Source organism: Priestia sp. JSM ZJ58 (assembly GCF_044383985.1).
GTDB classification, from domain to species: Bacteria; Bacillota; Bacilli; order Bacillales; family Bacillaceae_H; genus Priestia; species Priestia zanthoxyli.
Map to the genome: position 1 here is coordinate 2929963 of NZ_JBISEM010000001.1, position 18758 is coordinate 2948720.

Consider the following 18758-nt stretch of genomic DNA (forward strand, 5'->3'; position numbering starts at 1 on the left):
ACTATCGCCTAGCCAATTTGCTGCAGGGCATATAGATTTTCTATAGAAGCGTTTTCAATCTCTTTTGCAGTTAGTACCTTTAATTTTTCTAAAAATTGTATGGCGTCCACTCTGTCTTCAATGTCTTCTTCTGTACGAATATTCTCCGTTTTAATCTGATGGATACATTCGTTGATGACTTCTTTATACGCATTTGTTTGGATAAACCATTCTGCTAACAGCGTTTTTGTTGCTTCTCTTTCTTCTTCACTTTTAACTGCAAACAAACTCTCTGTTTCCGTTTCACTCAGCATAAGGCTGCTAAAATCGTGATTCATACAAAGCCAAAAATAACCTTTTTGGCTATCGTAATACTTTCCTTCTCTTAAAAGAAAATACTTGATTCCAAATTTAATTTTGTGAGATTGGCTCTCTGAACTCGGCATATGAATTTCTTTTATTTCTACGCTTTCTGATACATCCAGATATGTTTCTAAACCGTACTTTGTATTCACTACTTTTGCATCCAATATGTCCATCCTCATTCTCCTTTTCTCAAATTCTATTTATTTTTATAAAAACAGAGGTCTGATTTTATGTAATAACGAATCCCATTTTTGTGGATGTTTTTCTTAACCAACCGACATGTTTTACTGTTTACGCTTTCATTATATATCAGATTATTCGAAAAATCATCAAAAACAATCAAATTCATTCAAAAAAAGTCATAAAATCGTAAAAAGTAGTCAAAAAAGTTCATATGACATAAAAATTACGTAGTCATAAAAGATTTTCACAATACAATTGTAAAAATTAGGGGTAAAGTAGCTAAACTCAACGATGTACTAATAAGCGTTGCACTTGAAACAAATTCTGGCTCAGTATCAAATTGCAGCGCATACATGGTCGTGTTTGCTGCTGTTGGCATAGCGGCCGTAATAATCATAATCTGTTTAACCATGTCATCAACTGGAAGAAACAAAGTAAGTAAATAAGCAACGGCAGGAGAAATGATCAGTTTAATTATAAGCGATAAAGAAACTTTGCTTTTGGCTAAATTTTTAACTGATATTTTTGCCAGCTGCATGCCGAGTACAATCATAACCGTAGGAATTGCTGCATTCGCAACTAAATCTACCGCTTCGAGGACTGATTTCCCTAAATGAATATTGAAAAATTGAAAAAAAGCTCCCAAAAAGGCGCTATATATAGCAGGCATGCGCTGAACAGCACGAATAGCTGAACGTATACCATTTCCTTCTGCACTTCCTTTTGCGGCGTAGTAGACTCCAATTGTACACATTGCCAGCTGTTGAATAACCATTAAAATGATTGCACAGTCAAGCCCTGAAACTCCAAAGATTAGTAAAACCACAGGAGTACCGTAATTCCCATTGTTCATAAAAGAAGAGGCTAATATCATTCCGCATGTCTCTCGAGTGGAATACTTCTGAATAAACGCCACAATATATACAACTATAATTAAAGTAAAACAAAGGGCAAACGTATAAAAAGCAAGATATAAATAATCCACCTGAAATTTTGTCGTATAAAACGTTCTAAAAACTAATATCGGAGACATTAAATAAAGCGCCATGGTGGATATCGTTTTTGTATCGAACCCTATTTTCTTTTGCCCAATAAAACCTAGTGTAAATATGCCGAAAATAGGTAATAGGATTGTTAAAAATTCCATTTTAATCACCTGTTTATATTCTATTCTTTAGAGAAACAATTGAAAAGCCTAGATAGTCAACTCTCTAGGCTTTTCATTCCCTAATTCATGTACGTTCCGCCATTCACATTAATAGATTCACCCGTTATAAAATCAGACATACTTGAAGCTAAAAACAAAACACTTTCCCCAACATTTTGAGGAGTTCCTAACTTATTTAACGGAATTCGCTTTGTTACTTCTTTCCTGTATTCATCTGTCCATTGATTGCTCATGTCCGTTTCTACAGGACCTGGACATACAGCATTTACAAAAATATTATGATGCGCCATTTCTAAAGCTAAATGCATCGTAAGGTAGTTAACTGCAGCTTTTGAAGCTCCGTAAGATGGCGCTGCATTTCTATGCGCTGTTTTGGCTGTTGTAGAACTTACATTGACAATTTTCCCATAGTTTCGTTCTATCATATAAGGTAAGACGGCTTTACAGAAATATAAAGTTCCATTCAAATTAACATCTAATACCTTTTTCCAATCATCCAAAGTCATTTCTAATGTTGAGCTGCGCATATTGATACCCGCATTATTTATTAAAATATCAATTTTTCCAAAACGCTCTACAGCAGCTCTTACAACCTCGGTTGCAACATTTGGATCTGCTACGTCCCCAGCTTTTACAATACATTCTCTACCTAAGTCCTCAACCTGTAAAGCTAATTCATTTAATAAAGTCTGATTCGTACCGTGTATAACTAATGAGGCACCATTTTTAGCTAAAGTTAAAGCGATAGCCTTTCCAATACCTCTACTAGCTCCTGTAATAATCGCAATTTTGTTTTCCAAAAGCATACTTTATCCCTCCGAAGTATATGAAGCTATTAAGACTTTATGAATTCTTCTGACACACATACATATTTAATAGCTTGTCTAAAATACGTAAAAGCGATATGAATTTTTCCATCAGCGCTTTGTTTAATAGAAGGATATGAGTATTCTCTATTTAATTTTTCTTTTGAATTATTGGTCATTGCATAGCCATCCCCTATTTCAATATCCTTTTTATATGGCCATGTTCTCCCTCCATCTTCTGAAATCGCAACTGTCATCGGTGCTCTAGGTGCTCCCCAAAATGCTTGTCTACCTTCATCATCTTTTTCAGGCGTATCTTGATTAGCAGACAGAATATCTGTATCCTCTTCATCTTCAATTTCATCATAAAGCGACAGCCTGCGTTCCGTACAATTATCGGCGTTCATATTGTTAAAGACGAGCGCTAAATCCCCGTTATTTAATTTTGTGAATTGAATAGAAGAATTGTTATTAGGTAACTGCGTTGGAATCGGCTCGCTCCACGTTTCCCCGTAATCAGTTGAACGGCTGCTATAAATATGATCAGCCCAGCGGCTGCGGAATAATGCTAAAAGCGTACCATCATCTAATTTTTCAATATTCATATGAACACACCCTAAGCTATTAGGCACTTCATACTCTTCCCAAGACTCACCTTGATCTTTTGAGATTTTCACCGCGCTTATATCTTTATTTCCTGTCCACTTTTGTCCCGGAGGCGTAATGCAATAGAAAACAGGTAAAAGCCAATCACCGTTATCTAATACAACAATAGGCTGTCGAATAAAAGTACCTGGCTGATCAAATAAAGTCTCAATAGGTCCCCACGAATAGCCTTCATCTTCCGAAATACGATATCTTACAATCGCTGTGTCTTGATTACCGGATTTTTGTGCCGTGTACAATAACCATAATTTATTGTCTGGAGCACGAAATAAAATGGGGTTTTGCTCAGAACGAGCGGGATCATCTGAAAGTTTTACAGCTTTACTCCATTCTTTTTGGCCTTTTTTAAGTCTTGATAGATAAATGTGAATGTCGGCTATTCCCTCTTGTGTGCCGCCAAACCAAGTGCATAACAGGTCACCGTTGTCTAACACAAGTAAATTAGAAGCATGATTTTGTATACAATCAGAGGGAATATATGCCTCTACATGTTCCAATCCGTCTGGACACATTTTTAATTTTCCATCTGCTACAATAGTCGTTGATTGATTACTCATTACATATCTCTCCTTTTAACGTATTAACGTAAACTAAGCTATTTTCTACTTTGCATCTATATATTCTACAGTATTAGATTCAGTATTTTCAGACTTTTTATCTTTTCCACCGATAAATCGGTCAATTACCATCACAATAAATGGTGTAATGACAGCGACATACATATTGTCAATACCAAAAGGGTTTCCTAGCAAATACCATACAGTTGTGAAAATACCGGACATTGCTAAGCCGATAGTTGCACCTCGGTTTGAACTAAAAAATGGAAGATAAAATCCCATTGCAGCTACCACAGCAATAGATGTTCTCAATGCACGAGTGAAAAAAGATAAAGTTAATAGTTCTGGGGCTAAAACCACACCAAGTAAAGGAATGATACCAACAACTACAGAAATAATTCGAGTCATCTTCATCTGTTGTTCTGGAGATGGTTTAGCTTTTGGAACATAAAAATCGTCAACAATTAATGTTGTTGTAGCTAAAGCCACGGTTGAAACCCCAACGAAAATGGATGCTACTAAGGAAGTTGCTACAATTGCTGTTAATACTGGATTCATATGTTCTAAGAATACTGGAAACGCGTAGATAGGATCGATATTTGGATACAAATATCGTGCACATACCCCAATTACTCCGATTGCCAATGCAAGCGGCAAGCATAATAGTGCTGCATATAAACTTGATTTTTTAGCTGCTTTTGCACTTTTTGACGACGTAATGGCTTGAATAATAAATTGTGTAGAGAAAATAGCTCCCATATTCCCGATAAGCCATGCAAAAATAGTCCCTCCACCAATCGTTCCATCCCATGTAAAGTAGCTTTTTGGCAGTTCGTGCACGATAGGCTTGAACCCACCGCAAAGGTACAATGCCACTCCTACTGTGATCAAGACACCCGCATATTTCACGAATGAGTGAAGAATGGTTACCCAAGCAACCCCTTTCATTCCCCCAAATGTAAAATAAAATGTACTGACAATGGCTGTAATAATAGCACATGTCATTAATGGTAAACCTAACAAAGAAGCAATGGCCGCAGAACCACTCAAGTAGTTTCCTAGATTCACAAGTAAAAGAGCCGCTATCATAATAATTGATACAACCGTTTTTGTAGATCTTCCAAATTTCTGCTCAATTATACCGGAAATAGTATATTTCCCAGTCCCATAAAATTTATTAACCAAAAAGAATGAAAAGAGGAAAAAAGCAATTGTTACCGTAATAAGTGACCAAGAAGCCGCGATACCACCAGTAAATGATGATTCAGCAGTCCCTACTGTTGATTTCGTGCCGATAAACTCTGACATTAATAAGATTCCAACTACAAGCGCAGGCAATGTTTTGGCTGCGTTATTAAATTCCGCGCTGGATTTACTTCTTAATCTCATTGTTAACCATGTTGTAAATAGAATGTATACAACAATTACTGCTAAAACAAAAACCAGGCTTGAAGGATTTAATGCTTTCATTATAGATTTCCTCCTATAATAACAACAGAATTTTGATATATGTCGATAAAACTTTCAATATTTTAGGATTTATTTTTCTCAATGCTTCTACCATTTTTTCTGTTCTAAAAAGATTCATTGGTCAGTAGTCAAACGTTTTTATGCAGATATTTATTAAGCGCTTTCATTTGTGTTCTGTGAAGAAGTAATAAAACATTACCAAATATAACTCACTGTCTTCGGAGTTCTTTGATTACAATTCATATTATTACTACTATACTCATAGTAAAAGATATTCAAATTCCTCCGAAGACATTTTATAAAAAATTGATAACAACGCCACTTTTAAAACTTATTTAAAACCTTTTTAGGTGATAGCTCAGCAGCTGATTGAAGAGCAGCTAACATACTTCTTTCATCAGCAATTCCTTTTCCTGCGATATCAAATGCTGTACCGTGATCGACAGAAGTGCGAATAACGCCGCCGTTTAAACCAACTGTGATGTTAACACCCTCTTCTAACCCTAGGACTTTAATAGGCACATGTCCCTGATCGTGATAACAAGCGATGACAATATCGAAATCTCCGCGAACTGCACGGAAAAATAGCGTATCCGCAGGGTATGGACCTGTAACATTTATCCCTTCAGAAGCTGCAATTTGAATACCTGGAATTAGTTTTTCTTCCTCTTCTCCTTCTCCAAATAAACCGTTCTCTCCAGCGTGAGGATTAATTCCGCAAACGGCAATTCGCGGGTTTTTATACCCTGCGCGACTTAATGTTTCATGAGCAAGTTTGATAACGGTGTATGTTCGTTCCGGTGTAATAGCATCTATTGCTTTTTTTAATCCTACATGAGTAGTAAGGTGGATGACTTTTAGCTTTGGTGAAGATAACATCATGGAATAATCCTTTGTATTCGTAAGCTCTGCCAAAATTTCAGTATGGCCAGGGTAAGTGTAGCCGCCTTTATGTAACGCTTCTTTATTTAAAGGTGCCGTACAAATGGCCTGTATCTCTTGCTGTTTTGCTAATTCAATCGCTTTTTTAATAAATTTAAACGCTGCGCTCCCAGCTAATGATGAGATTTCTCCAACTGGAAGATCTTCCGGCACTAAGTCCAAATGAAGACAATCAATTACCCCATGAGTAAATTCTCCTTGATTTACCTCGTTAACGCGATGGACAGTTAACGAGGTTCGTGTCATTTTGATCGCTCTTTCTACTATCTTAGCGTCTCCTACAACAATAGGACGACAAGCTTCATAAACCGATGGGTCTGCTAGTGCTTTTACAATAACTTCTGGACCTACTCCAGCTGCATCGCCCATTGTAATTCCGATAACAGGTTTCATCATATTCCTCCTTTAAAATTCACTTCCATTTTTATTGCACTGTTTAATTATTTGCTTAATCTTACAGAGGGTTCCCAAACATCTTTTTTCCCCTGCAGCTTCGACTTAGCTTTAAGCATAGCTACATCTGTACCAAAACTTCCTGCTTTCGTTACAGCAAAAATCTCTCTTTTATAATCTAACTTGCCAAGCGGTATACCAGGCTCCACTTCATCAACCAAATGAAGTCTATGAACCTGTAATTGACTTAACACTTGTTGAGCCGTGTCTCCTCCTGTAAGAAAAAGATTAGTAATAGTACATTGATTAATTAGATCTACAGCTACTTCTCCCATGGCCATTGAAATATAGTCACTTATTTCAATAGCGCTATAGCCTTGTTTTTTACCAATCTCTTGTGTTTTTTTTACTTCTTCTGAAGAGAATAAAGCAATACTTTTTCCTGTTTTCAGAAATGTTAAGGCCCTCTCTATTACCTGATCTATTTCTTTTTGTCTGGAAACACCGTCTAAAATGATTTTTGATGGGTTCATTTCTACACTAATGGTGTCAGAGTATAGTAATAGTTGGTTCAGCTGATTTCTTCCAACTTTACTTACGCTTCCAATAACAAATAGCACGGGTTGATCATTTCTTAGAAAACTGACTTTCTTTGTGGATGGCTGTAGTCCATAAGCTTGAGGTAAATAGTTAATTAATCCGCTTGAACCGGACCATACAACAGAAAATTCCGTCTTTTTTATCGTTTCAACGAGACATTTAAGATCTGATTCATGAATTGAATCTACTGTGATGTATGAAATGTTTTGATTTTTGTATGCTTTAAGCTTTTTGAAGATAAATTCATATCCTGCATGAAGATCTTTGTACGAAAGATGGCCCACTTCCTTTTGCGCTTGGTTTTTAACCAGTCGGGCAATTAAAGAATCCTTTACGGGAGTTTTAGGATCGTTCGCTACTTCAGTTTCATCTAAACGTTTTTGATTCAGAAAATGTACGCCGTTAATTACTTGTCTTCCGGCGTTTGGAAAGGCTGGAGCGATAAAAACAAAATCAGGTTGAAATACGTCGTACACAGCATTAATTTCTTGTCCGATATTGCCTCTCATTGTGGAGTCAATTTTTTTGTAAATAACATCAAATGTTTCACCTTGAATTCTTTCACAAACGTTTTTAACTCTTTCGTAAGCCTCTTTCCCTGAAACAGCGCGGCTATCCGTATTAAATATAAAAGCTTCTTTTTTACTTAAATTACTATTGTCATCGGTTAAAACGACAGAAACATCTAACCCATAACGAACTAATTGTCCTCCGCAATCACTTGCGCCTGTTAAATCATCAGAAATAACGGATATTTTCATAGAATGTCATCACCTTTTTAAACAAGTAATTTACGGTAAATTCCTTCCATATCTTTCAAACTTACTTCTTTAGGATTATTATTTAATAATCGCGTTACTTTTGAAGCGGAAAGAGCTAGCTCTGGAACATCTTCTTCCTTTACTCCATATTCTTTTAGATTTTGTGGGATTTCTAAAACGTTTGTCCACTCTACAATACGATTTACTACTTTTTGAGCTACTTCCGTCTTTGAAAAACCCTCTATTTTAATTCCCATAGGCTCAGCTACGAGGAACAACCGATCTTCAATGGCATCCATGTTAAACTCCATCACATGGGGTAAAAGCATCGAATTAGCTACACCGTGAGGAATTTTAAATTTTCCGCCTAGCGGATATGCTAATGCATGAACCGCAGCAGTACCTGCACTTGTTAAAGCCATTCCGCCATACATAGAACCTACAAGCATTTTTTCTCTCGCCTCGACCGAATTCCCATTTTGATAAGCTTCTATAATACTAGACGAGATGAGACGAATTGATTCTAATGCAACCATATCGCTTATTAAATTTGATTTATTTGAAATAAATGATTCTAATGAGTGAGTAAATGCATCCATCCCGGTTGCAGCTGTGATAGGTCTTGGCAAACTTAATGTTAGAACTGGATCGAGTACCACTAATTTAGGCAGTAAATACTTACTTACGATTCCAATCTTCAATTCTTCATCGGGCAGTGTAACAATCGCATTAGGCGTTACTTCCGAACCTGTTCCTGAAGTAGTTGGAATTAAGATAGTTGGTGTACCTGGGTTTTTAACTAAATCTGTACCTAATAGTTCACGGATAGATTGGTTATTTGTTTGTAAGACTGAAAGAATTTTTGTTGCATCAAGCACGCTTCCTCCACCAAATCCAATTAATACATCATACTGTTCTTTGCTAATAGCTTGAAAAACTTCCTCAATGTTTTCAATCGTTGGCTCTGGAAGAACATCAATATTTACATAGGCTGATACGCCTTTGTCAGATAACTGATGAATAAGCTTCTCGACAAAACCTAACCTTTTCATCGATGGTTGAGTAATAATTAAGGCTGACTTGACTTCTGTACCTAATAGAGAAAGGTGTTCTCCTACTTTTTCAATTGAGTTTGGTCCTGCGATAAGATGATTTGCTGTTTGAAATTGATAAAGCTTTTGCATCATTTTAACCTCTTTCCCTTATAGTTAGTTTATTTTAAAGTGCATTCTGTTTTTTATATCCCGCAACCATTTCTTTTACCTTTTCAAGTCCCTCTCCTGATAGTTCAGAGACTGGCAGTTTAGGAGGGCCTACCGGAATTCCATATAGTTCGACAGCTTTTTTCAAAGCCGATGGAAGCGTCCCGTATTGAAATGTGTCTCGAAGAGGCTGTAATTTTTTTTGAGCTTCTTCCGCTTCGTTGTTAAATCCCTTTAACCAGCTGGTGTAAATAGATACGACAATATCAGGGACCATATTTGCAGTTGCTGCAACTGCTCCTACTCCTCCTGCTTCTAAGGTCTTTAGTATTAAAGAATCCGTTCCCGCAAACACGGAAAAGTCTTTGTCTTTTGTTACATGAATATAGTTTTTGATATTTTCGAAGCTGCCGCTGCTATCTTTAATTCCTACTATATTAGGAACATCTGCTAGCTTGGCGACAGTGTCGGGTTCTAAGCTCATTCCCGTTTTTGAAGGGATATTGTATAAAAGAACTGGTAAAGATGTTTCTTCTGCTATTCGCTGAAAATGAACGATCACTTCTTCTTGAGTTGGTGTAACAAAATAAGGAGTAATAACAGAAAGAGCATTTGCTCCAAGGTTTTCCATCTGCTTTGATAATTCAATAACTTCTTCTGTACTGTTCCCTCCCGTACCAACAATTACGGGGATTCTTCCTTTGACCTCATCAATGATCACTTGAGCAATTTTTAATTTTTCTTCTTTTGTGAAGAGATGAAATTCACCATTTGTTCCTAAAGCAAAAATGCCGTGCACACCAGATTCAATAAGATGACTAGTTAATTGACGCAGTACCGGTTCATTTATTGTCTGCTCTTTTGTTAAAGGCGTTAATAACGCTGGAATAATTCCTTTTAACTCCATATTCCTTCCTCCCTACAGTATCTATTTGCATTTAGTTAATTGTTTATTTTTGCAACGTATATGTACAATTCGCTTTTTTTAAAACGTTTACAATTTGAATTATATACATAAATGTTTAATTAATCAACAGTTAAAGAAAACAAAAATTAATATTTTCTAAATTGTTTAAAAATTAAACAACAAAAACCACTTTATCTTTACTAACTTATAGATAAAGTGGTTTTTAAATTTGACTCAATAGAATACATATAGGAAATTTTATTTTAGTTTCCGCCACAGAGTGGTTCGATTTATACCTAACCTTTCAGCTGTCTTTGTTTGATTCATACCCTCTTCTAACCATATTCTTTTTATGATTTTTCGTTCGATTTCTTCTAACGTTCCGTTTAAATCAATTTCCTGATTGTCACTTGTAACGCGAATGGTACTTATTACTTTCTTTAAATCATGAAGCTCTAAAAAAGCCCCTTCAGCTAATAGTACACTCTCTTTAATGATCTGTTTTAGCTGCTTTATATTACCAGTCCATTCAAAATTCTTTAAGTTTTCGTTTGCATCGCTACGTATCCCTACGATTTGCTTGCCGAATTTTATATTGTATTCCCCGATAAAGAAAAGAGCTAAGCTTTCGATATCTTCTTTTCTTTCTGTTAATGAAGGAAGGTCCAAGGTTAAACTAGCTAATAAATAATACAACTCTTGATCAAAACGCTGTGTTTCAGTTAAGTATTCGATACTTTTACGCGATAAAGTTATAAAACGGCACGTAGTTGAATTCTTTTTTAAGTAACTCACTAATTGTTTTTGAGTATCCAATTCTAAAAAATCTATATTGTTTAAAATAACGCTTCCATGCGGATTGTGGGCTAATAAATCATCATAGGAACTTTTGTCTATAAGGCGCGCCCACTGTGCTTTTGAGAGAACTTCACAATCTATAATAAGCAGTGGATATTCACGTCTTTCACTATTAAGATGAATAAGTTTTGCTAGTCGTTCTTTTCCAGTTCCTTCTTCACCGCTAATCCATACAGGTTCTTCCGTATTAGCATAAATAGTTGCAGCTTTTAAAACACCTTGCATTCTCTCATTTTTTGTGACGATAGTAGTAAGGTTACTTGCAGAGCTTGCTTCGTTTTGTAAAGACACAATTGAGATTCCATCTATACCTTGATTTTCATTGGACTTATATTGATTAATGCGAAACATAATCAATTTTGAATGTGAGGTTTCCAGAGGATATCCTTTTACTGTCCAAAAGTCATCATCCCTACTAAAGACTGTTTCAAAAGAACCTGTGTTACATACAGTCTTTACAGCCTCTTCTACATTGAGGTTTTGTTTAAAGCTGTCAGTAAAATTCTTATTAAAATAAGGATTAGAAAAAATAGCCCGAGACGTTGAATTGTATACAACAATTCCTTCCATTTCATTTTGAATAATATCATAAGACATCAAGTAGTTTTTTTTGAAAGACGAAAGAAATCCATATATTTTCTTTGCATTTTGAAAAGATTTTAAAACACTTTCTTTTCCAGAAGTCAGCAATATACCATTGAGTCCAAGCTTTTCAGCTATTTTTACCGTAATGGCATCTCCAATAATATTTGTATATCCATCTTGCTGTAATTGAACTAAAATAGGCTCGATTTCTTTCTCGCTTTTGACTTTGTATGCAGACATATTGATATCTAGTATTTCACAAATTGTAGAAGCTCCTTCTGAAATAGGAGAGAACCCAACAATTGCTTTTTTTCCTGGGTAACCTTTAGCAAGCGTCAGCACGCGAAGCATATCGTAACCAGAAACTTCAATTTCAACAACCGGGATAGTCAACTCTCTTTGGATGAGTTCCGCCGTTCCTCCTCGACTGATGATGATATCTATGCCATTATGTATTGCATCTTTAGCAAGAGTCAGGCCTTCTTCTAAATCACCTATCTCTACTTGCAACTCGAACTCTTCTTTTTCTCCTAGGGTAATCATTAGCTCTTTTAAACCGTTATAAGGAGCGATAGCCAGTACTTTCATTCAATCACCTTCTGTTGCATTTTTAAACACATCTATAATATACCAAAAAATTCTTTTGATGCAAAATGAATCAACTTACAAATATTTTTAAAAAAGCTTTATATCGATTAAATATAGGTAAGGCTTGAAAACACGGACAAAGGTTACCTGCTAAATGACCTCTTCTTTTATTAGTACAAACTTCTCTATATTGAAAATATACCCACTCATTTCACCAATTTTTCACTTTAACATGATATCCTGTAGTATAATTTTGTTTCACGTGCTAATTCCCATGAATTTTTGCTATTTAAGGTTATTCATTTTTATTAGTGGGAAAGTTACATAAATACAACACGTTATAGGGGGACTTTAACATGGATAAAAGAATTGAAACATTAAAAGAAAAACTGCCTGATAATCATAAAGAGGTTGCTGTTCTGACCTCTCATATTTTTGATGCGCTTGATAAATTAACAACTGAACATCGCAGATATGTTGATATTTCGGCAGCAGCCAAAATAAAGCCGAATCCGGATGAAGAGAAAGCTTTTTTTGATACCATCTATGAAGTAAAAACACTCATTATGTCAGAGCTCGAAAAAACCGTTGAAGATATAGAGCACAAAGGGGATAAAAACTGGCATAAGAACTATAAAGACGGAATCGAGTGATAGACAAATAAGACGTTTAAAAGCCTGTGCTTTTTGGAGCACAGGCTTTTTCCATGAGATTCTCTACATTCTACCGGGTCGATTGGATAGCTCATGGAATTCAATCATTGAAGGTTTAATACCGTTACTTTTTCACGAGTCATCGATTCAATACTTTTACGAATACCTTGAGCGCCCATACCGGATCCTTTTACGCCGATAAAAGGAAAATGATCGGGGCCGCGTTCTGTGCGGCCGTTGATTTGAACGGAACCGACTTCCATTTTATTTGCAATTGAGAAGGCTTTATTAATATCTTTTGTAAAAACGCTTGCTTGTAAGCCAAATTCTGATTCGTTTGCGATGTCAATGGCTTCTTGGTCAGAAGCGACGCGGATAATTGGTAACACAGGACCAAATGGTTCTTCCCATGCTACGCGCATAGTATCATTCACGTTATCTAAAAGAGTAGGATAGATAAGGTTGCCTTCACGCTTGTTCCCAGTCACAACTTCTGCACCTTTTCCGAGCGCGTCTGCAATTAAAATTTGAATAAAGTCCGCTGCCTTACTATCAATTAATGGAACGATTGTACATCCATCTTCAGGAGAACCAACTGATAGTTTATGTACTTCTTCTTTTAGGATGTCGACCAGCTCGTTTGCCACTTTTTCATGTACAAGTACACGTTTAATAGCTGTACAGCGCTGACCCGAATAAGAAAATGCTCCGCTTATAATATGTTTTGCTGCCTCCTGTAAATCTGCATCTTCACATACAATACCCGGGTCTTTTCCTCCAAGTTCTAGTACAAGAGGAATCATGCCTGCTTTTTTAGCTAACTGAGTACCCGTATTTGTTCCTCCGGTAAAGGAAATCATGTTAATGCCTTTATGTTCAACCAAGTAATCCCCAATTACAGATCCGCGCCCCGTTACGACGTTTACAAGTCCTTGTGGAATCCCTGCTTGATCAAGAGCTTCAATCATCTTAATACCGCTGATCGCTCCTTGCGTTGCGGGTTTGAAGATAACTGCATTTCCTGAAATAAGAGCAGGCGCAAGCTTAGCAGCAGACAAATTTACCGGATAGTTAAAAGGAGGAATCGCGAGTACCACGCCTAAAGGCACGCGTTCAACAATCGCAACCTTTGACTTAGAACCTCCAGGAAAGCTATCTCCTTTCATGCTTTCTCCGTTCACATGAAGAGCTTCTTCAACTGTATAGCGAATGAAATCTGCCGTGCGTACGACTTCGTTCCTTGCATCTTTTAAGCTTTTTCCAACTTCTTTCATAATAATTTCGGCAATTTCACTCTGCATTTTTACCAGCTCATCTGCCCACTTATATAAATATTTGGCACGGTCTTGCAGAGAAGTTTCCGCCCACCCCTTCTGAGCTTTTTGCGCGGCATGTACCGCTTCATCGACTTCTTCTTTTGTGATAGCCTGCACTTTTCCAATCACATCATGACGGTATGGAGAAACAATATCGATCGTCTGCCCTGATTTGCTTTCTTTCCACTCACCGTTAAGATAAAAAGAATAAGTTGATACATTTAAAACCGTTGTTGTCATAAAAAGTCCCCCTTAATAAAAGTGAAATTTATTATCAAAATTTTCAGTCTTTTTTACGAATGAAAACTATGTGAATATTTGAGCAAAAAGAATTCTACTTGTATTCATTTCTATAACTTTTATATTCCGTGTAACTCCTTAATCTTATACTGCTTACTTGTTGCCTTTAAAGCAGCAGCTTCTTTCTTTTTAACTTAAAACAAACCCTCGTATAATTTAATGAATATTTCGTATTTTTAATATATATAAATTTCTTTCATTCGTACAATACAAATAAGTTATCTCAATGATTAATAATTTTAATGATTTATATCCCGAATACGAAAAAATCTTTATGGTTTCCTACTTTTTTAAGTTCCCTTGATTGTATTTACTTTGGATGGATATTCAGCCGATGCGATGCATACACTCTTTTTATTCTATGTGTTGAGAAAATAAAATAAGGGTATAAAATAAATATAGGAAAATGAAGATGAAAGTAGAATATATATTCTAAAGGGAGGGATTTATTGTGATTGTTACTTTAGGTTTTGTGGCATCAATTATTGCGTTGTTTATGCTTTTTACTAACCGGACGTCCAATATCCCGGAAGAAATAATCCATGAAACAACACATGCCAATAAAGAAGAGCAGTATATGTATTATATATAAAGCGTCTTAACAGACGCTTTTTTGTTGCGCTTTTTACAAAGTCTATAGCGGTTAGAAACGGCCCTCACCTATCATTTATCTTTATTTGTCAGTGCCTGATAGCCATAAATAGTTAAACAGAAACCAATAAATGAAAAAAAGATATGTTTTAGTTTAAAGTTGACTAACTTAAATAAGTCCAATCTTATGTTAACATGCCTAAATGTAATCTGATTATGCCTATATACAAAAAACAGGGTAAGCTCTGTTACTCCGTCAGTTATTTACAACCGGTGGAACAATCAGAGCGCAGCTTCGAGCAAAACGTTTAAGAGTTAATTCTTTTTAAATGAAAATATCTGAATTCAAAATACGACAGACTTCGACACTATCTATTTGTTACTATATTTTTTAGGTTCTATTTTTAGATTTGAACCGTTTTTACATAAAAAATTCAATAATTTAAACCTTTAAAATGACGTGGCAAGTGGAGGAAACTTAATGTGTTTCAAATGTAGGCTACTGCTGATAAAGATAGAATTTATACGAAAAATGATGATGATGATTGCCCTAGAAGAAGGGTTTACAAGTAGTAATACGATTAAAATCAGTCAGGATCTAGATGTATTGTTAAATCGGTTTGAAGCTACTTGTTAAGAAATGCTGGTTGATAACAGAAAAGGATCTTTCGATAAGATCCTTTTTTACTGTTGGTAGACGATTATTCGTTTCAAGAAAATGAAAGGCAAATGTTATTTAGTAACATATTGTGATCGCTCTTTCATGCTCTATTTAATCATTGTGGGCTTCAAAAAAATCCCACATCATTTTTGAAGCATTAGGACCTTTTGAATCAGTATCTGATCCATTGTCATTTCCACCTGACCATGCATGCCCCATATCCTCTACCATAATTTTTTTCATCCAGATTTTATTTTCTGCATCTACGTAGTCATAAGTTATGTAACTATAATGATTTTCGTTTTCCCTTGAAGTGTAAGAAGCAGCATTTTCATGTAGGTCGATACCGAAATACTTATATGTATAAATCCACTGCTGAATTAATGTAGACGCATTAATTGGATTAACTGTTGTATCTGATTGGCCATGAACCGTAATGATGGGAACAGGCCGTGCGTAAGGTCCCATTTTCTTATAAGCTTCATCACCGTCAAATTCAGGATTTAGAGATCCATATAGCATAACTTCTCCGGCTGTTATGAGGTCTACAGCATACGCATTACTGCCTGCTGAATGAATGCCTACCGCTTTAAATATATCAGGATAAGCAATAGCCATCACATTCGCCATAAAGCCTCCAGCTGACATGCCAGCAAGGTATATATTAGTAGAATCAATCGCATACTTAGTGGTTATGTGATCAATCATATCTTTTATTATGTCTGGCTCTCCATTACCGCGAAACTGGTTATACTCATAAAACCAATTCCAGCACCCGTTGGAATTAGCAAAGTAATTCATTTGGGGATAGAGAACAATAAAACCTTTTTCTTCCGCTAGCTTATTCATTTCCGTACCCGCAGCAAAATCATCTGCGTCTTGTTGACACCCATGAAGCATAACGATTAATGGTACTTTACTTAATCCAGTATATGTACTTGGAACATATACCTTGTAGGTAAAATAATCATCATAATTATACTCTTTCCAAATAGGTTGAAAGAACACGCTCTGTAATTCTATTAAAAGCGTAGAAGCAGTTAAAATTGGATTTGTAAAAAAGGAACATAAAGTATTCACGGAGTTTACCCTCTCTCTATTTCTGATGTATATACTCTCTATTTCGTTATATCACAAAATAATCCTTTTATTATGGCGCTGATCTTTTTTATATGCCTTTAATTATTTTCCTCTTTATGCTTTAATCGTACAAATTCATAATGCAAAACTATAGAAAAAAGAATTCTATAGCAAGAACCGTCACTTAGTGCGTTTAATACAAGTATACGCGCGGAATACTAGAAAAGGACGGGCTATAAAAGCCCGTCCTTTTTTATGTTATCAAACGATTATTTATTTAACCAAAATTAAAAACTGATATTATTTGGCGGTACATTGTCTCCTTTGTCATCTGTCTTGAGCTCGGACTCTATGTATGAATCTTTAGAGGATTCTCCCATACGCCAATAAACAAGAAAGCTGATGGCAATACACCCTGCTACATAGAAGAAGAAAATTGATTCATGGCCAATACTTTTTAGCCATAGTGCGATAAATTCTGCTGTCCCTCCAAATATGGCAACTGTAAGTCCGTACGGTAATCCTACACCAAGAGCTCGAATCTCTGTTGGAAAAAGCTCAGCTTTTACAATTGCGTTAATAGATGTATAACCAGTTACAATGATAAGTCCAACTGTCATTAATAAAAAGGCCATGACTGGGTTATGTGCTTGCTTCATAAAAAGAAACAGCGGTACAGTCAGCAATGTTCCCAAAATACCAAAGCTCATTAACAGAGGTCTGCGTCCAATTTTATCAGATAGCATACCTGCTATTGGCTGAATAACAACAAATACAAGTAGCGCACAGAAATTAATCCAGCTTACGACTCCTTTATCCAGACCTACACTGTTTACCATAAATTTTTGCAAATATGTTGTATACGTATAAAAAGCGACCGTTCCTCCTAAAGTTAAGCCAATAACGGTTAATACTGCTTTAGGATGCTTCATAAGTGCTTTAATAGTCCCTGCGTTTTCACGGCTTTCAGAGTCCATTTTAGAAAATTGTTCTGACTCATCCATTGTACGGCGCAGCCATAAAACGCTTAGCGCTCCGATAGCTCCAATGACAAAAGGAATACGCCAGCCCCATGAAATCATATCTGCTTCACTGAGAACGTTTTGCAGAATAATTTGAACACCTAATGCTACCAGCTGACCAGCAACAAGCGTTACATACTGAAAGCTTGAATAAAATCCTCTTCGCCCGCTGCTTGCCATTTCAGAAAGATAAGTTGCAGACGTTCCGTATTCTCCCCCTAAGGAGATTCCTTGAAGCAAACGTGCGAGTACTAGAATAATAGGAGATAATAATCCTATCGTACTGTAGCTGGGGGTACAAGCGATAATCAAAGAACCGCTCGCCATAATCGTAATAGATAAGGTAAGCGCAGCACGGCGACCATATCGGTCCGCGTAGCGTCCCATTAATAAACTACCGATTGGACGCATTAAGAAACCGACGGCAAAGATTGCCGCTGTGTTAAGCAGCTGACTTGTTGGATCGCCTTCTGGGAAAAATTGCGATGAAAAATAGACGGCAAAAGCAGAGTAAACGTACCAATCGTACCATTCAATTAAATTCCCAACAGATCCTTTAAAAATATTACTTGTAACACGCCTGTTGTTTGCAGCTTCACTGGTATGAGCCATGAGTGATCCCTCTTTTCTTTGAGTGTTTAATGTTGGTTCTCCTGTAACATGAAGTAGTAAGTAATTTACCAGCAAATCTTTTTTAACAGCTAGATTGTATTGCTTTCTATAAAACCTGTTCAACCAATTATTTATATAATGAGAGCGCTTAAAAAAGGTTGAATAATTCATTTTGATATCACCTATAGATACAAAATAAGCGGGTTTAAAAGCGGCTGCTGTCTATTACATATGTAGTGTTAATCCTCCCTTCTATTTATATATTGTACTATTGATTTATTAGAAAATATAATATTTTCTAATTATTTATACAAAAATTTTACAAAGTTTGGTTTTCTAATTTATATGTGAAACAGAAAAAAACCACGTTCTTTAAGTAAGAACATGGTTAAGAAAATACTCTTTTCAACTTGAGAGTGTAAGCTGCTTACATTTACATAATATGTAGAATAAACATAACTTGTACTAAGCTCTAACCTAAATTTAAGATAA

16 protein-coding genes are annotated in these 18758 nt (G+C 35.9%); 3 read left to right on the forward strand and 13 right to left on the reverse strand.

The window, feature by feature from the left end:
* Nucleotides 1-8: 8 nt before the first annotated feature.
* From ACH6EI_RS15400 to ACH6EI_RS15445, 10 genes are all read right to left on the reverse strand, one after another.
* Entirely contained in the window at nt 9-518 is a 510-nt protein-coding gene (locus tag ACH6EI_RS15400) for a hypothetical protein (RefSeq protein WP_034264650.1), read from the reverse strand.
* A 254-nt stretch (nt 519-772) separates the two neighbouring features.
* The gene (locus ACH6EI_RS15405; protein WP_034264652.1) at nt 773-1675 is read right to left on the reverse strand and encodes an AEC family transporter; all 903 of its coding nucleotides are present in this window, start codon (nt 1673-1675) and stop codon (nt 773-775) included.
* An 80-nt stretch (nt 1676-1755) separates the two neighbouring features.
* Nucleotides 1756-2502, reverse strand: coding sequence for an SDR family NAD(P)-dependent oxidoreductase (locus ACH6EI_RS15410; RefSeq protein WP_033578703.1), 747 nt, complete (start codon nt 2500-2502; stop codon nt 1756-1758).
* Nucleotides 2503-2531: 29 nt separating this feature from the next.
* Entirely contained in the window at nt 2532-3725 is a 1194-nt protein-coding gene (locus tag ACH6EI_RS15415; protein WP_098626738.1) for a sialidase family protein, read from the reverse strand.
* Between the two features lie 45 nt (nt 3726-3770).
* On the reverse strand, nt 3771-5195 hold the full coding sequence (locus ACH6EI_RS15420; protein ID WP_033578701.1) for a sodium:solute symporter family protein: 1425 nt from the start codon (nt 5193-5195) through the stop codon (nt 3771-3773).
* Nucleotides 5196-5519: 324 nt separating this feature from the next.
* Entirely contained in the window at nt 5520-6533 is a 1014-nt protein-coding gene (pdxA, locus tag ACH6EI_RS15425; RefSeq protein ID WP_033578700.1) for a 4-hydroxythreonine-4-phosphate dehydrogenase PdxA, read from the reverse strand.
* A 44-nt stretch (nt 6534-6577) separates the two neighbouring features.
* Entirely contained in the window at nt 6578-7891 is a 1314-nt protein-coding gene (locus tag ACH6EI_RS15430; protein WP_108674608.1) for a four-carbon acid sugar kinase family protein, read from the reverse strand.
* Nucleotides 7892-7908: 17 nt separating this feature from the next.
* Nucleotides 7909-9075 (reverse strand): iron-containing alcohol dehydrogenase, encoded by a 1167-nt coding sequence (locus tag ACH6EI_RS15435; protein ID WP_108674607.1) that lies wholly within the window; start codon nt 9073-9075, stop codon nt 7909-7911.
* A 34-nt stretch (nt 9076-9109) separates the two neighbouring features.
* Nucleotides 9110-10000 carry a 4-hydroxy-tetrahydrodipicolinate synthase gene (gene dapA, locus ACH6EI_RS15440; RefSeq protein WP_034264670.1) on the reverse strand — a complete coding sequence of 297 codons (891 nt, stop codon included), beginning with the start codon at nt 9998-10000 and terminating at the stop codon, nt 9110-9112.
* A gap of 258 nt (nt 10001-10258) precedes the next feature.
* The gene (locus tag ACH6EI_RS15445; protein ID WP_222591564.1) at nt 10259-11986 is read right to left on the reverse strand and encodes a PrpR N-terminal domain-containing protein; all 1728 of its coding nucleotides are present in this window, start codon (nt 11984-11986) and stop codon (nt 10259-10261) included.
* Nucleotides 11987-12387: 401 nt separating this feature from the next.
* On the opposite strand from ACH6EI_RS15445, the gene ACH6EI_RS15450 reads away from it, so the two are divergent.
* Nucleotides 12388-12684 (forward strand): hypothetical protein, encoded by a 297-nt coding sequence (locus ACH6EI_RS15450; RefSeq protein WP_028413740.1) that lies wholly within the window; start codon nt 12388-12390, stop codon nt 12682-12684.
* Between the two features lie 104 nt (nt 12685-12788).
* On the opposite strand, the gene ACH6EI_RS15455 is transcribed toward ACH6EI_RS15450, so the two are convergent.
* Complete coding sequence (locus ACH6EI_RS15455; protein WP_098999835.1) at nt 12789-14240, reverse strand: NADP-dependent glyceraldehyde-3-phosphate dehydrogenase; 1452 nt, start codon at nt 14238-14240, stop codon at nt 12789-12791.
* Nucleotides 14241-14751: 511 nt separating this feature from the next.
* Between ACH6EI_RS15455 and ACH6EI_RS15460 the strand changes: the two genes are divergently transcribed.
* Both ACH6EI_RS15460 and ACH6EI_RS15465 read left to right on the forward strand, forming a co-directional pair.
* The gene (locus ACH6EI_RS15460) at nt 14752-14892 is read left to right on the forward strand and encodes a hypothetical protein (RefSeq protein ID WP_014460568.1); all 141 of its coding nucleotides are present in this window, start codon (nt 14752-14754) and stop codon (nt 14890-14892) included.
* Nucleotides 14893-15372: 480 nt separating this feature from the next.
* Nucleotides 15373-15528 carry an aspartyl-phosphate phosphatase Spo0E family protein gene (locus ACH6EI_RS15465; RefSeq protein ID WP_016763750.1) on the forward strand — a complete coding sequence of 52 codons (156 nt, stop codon included), beginning with the start codon at nt 15373-15375 and terminating at the stop codon, nt 15526-15528.
* Between the two features lie 135 nt (nt 15529-15663).
* On the opposite strand, the gene ACH6EI_RS15470 is transcribed toward ACH6EI_RS15465, so the two are convergent.
* Together ACH6EI_RS15470 and ACH6EI_RS15475 are read right to left on the reverse strand one after the other, a co-directional pair.
* Nucleotides 15664-16632, reverse strand: coding sequence for an extracellular catalytic domain type 1 short-chain-length polyhydroxyalkanoate depolymerase (locus ACH6EI_RS15470; protein ID WP_108674605.1), 969 nt, complete (start codon nt 16630-16632; stop codon nt 15664-15666).
* Nucleotides 16633-16919: 287 nt separating this feature from the next.
* The gene (locus ACH6EI_RS15475) at nt 16920-18266 is read right to left on the reverse strand and encodes an MFS transporter (protein ID WP_014460571.1); all 1347 of its coding nucleotides are present in this window, start codon (nt 18264-18266) and stop codon (nt 16920-16922) included.
* Between the last annotated feature and the right edge of the window lie 492 nt (nt 18267-18758).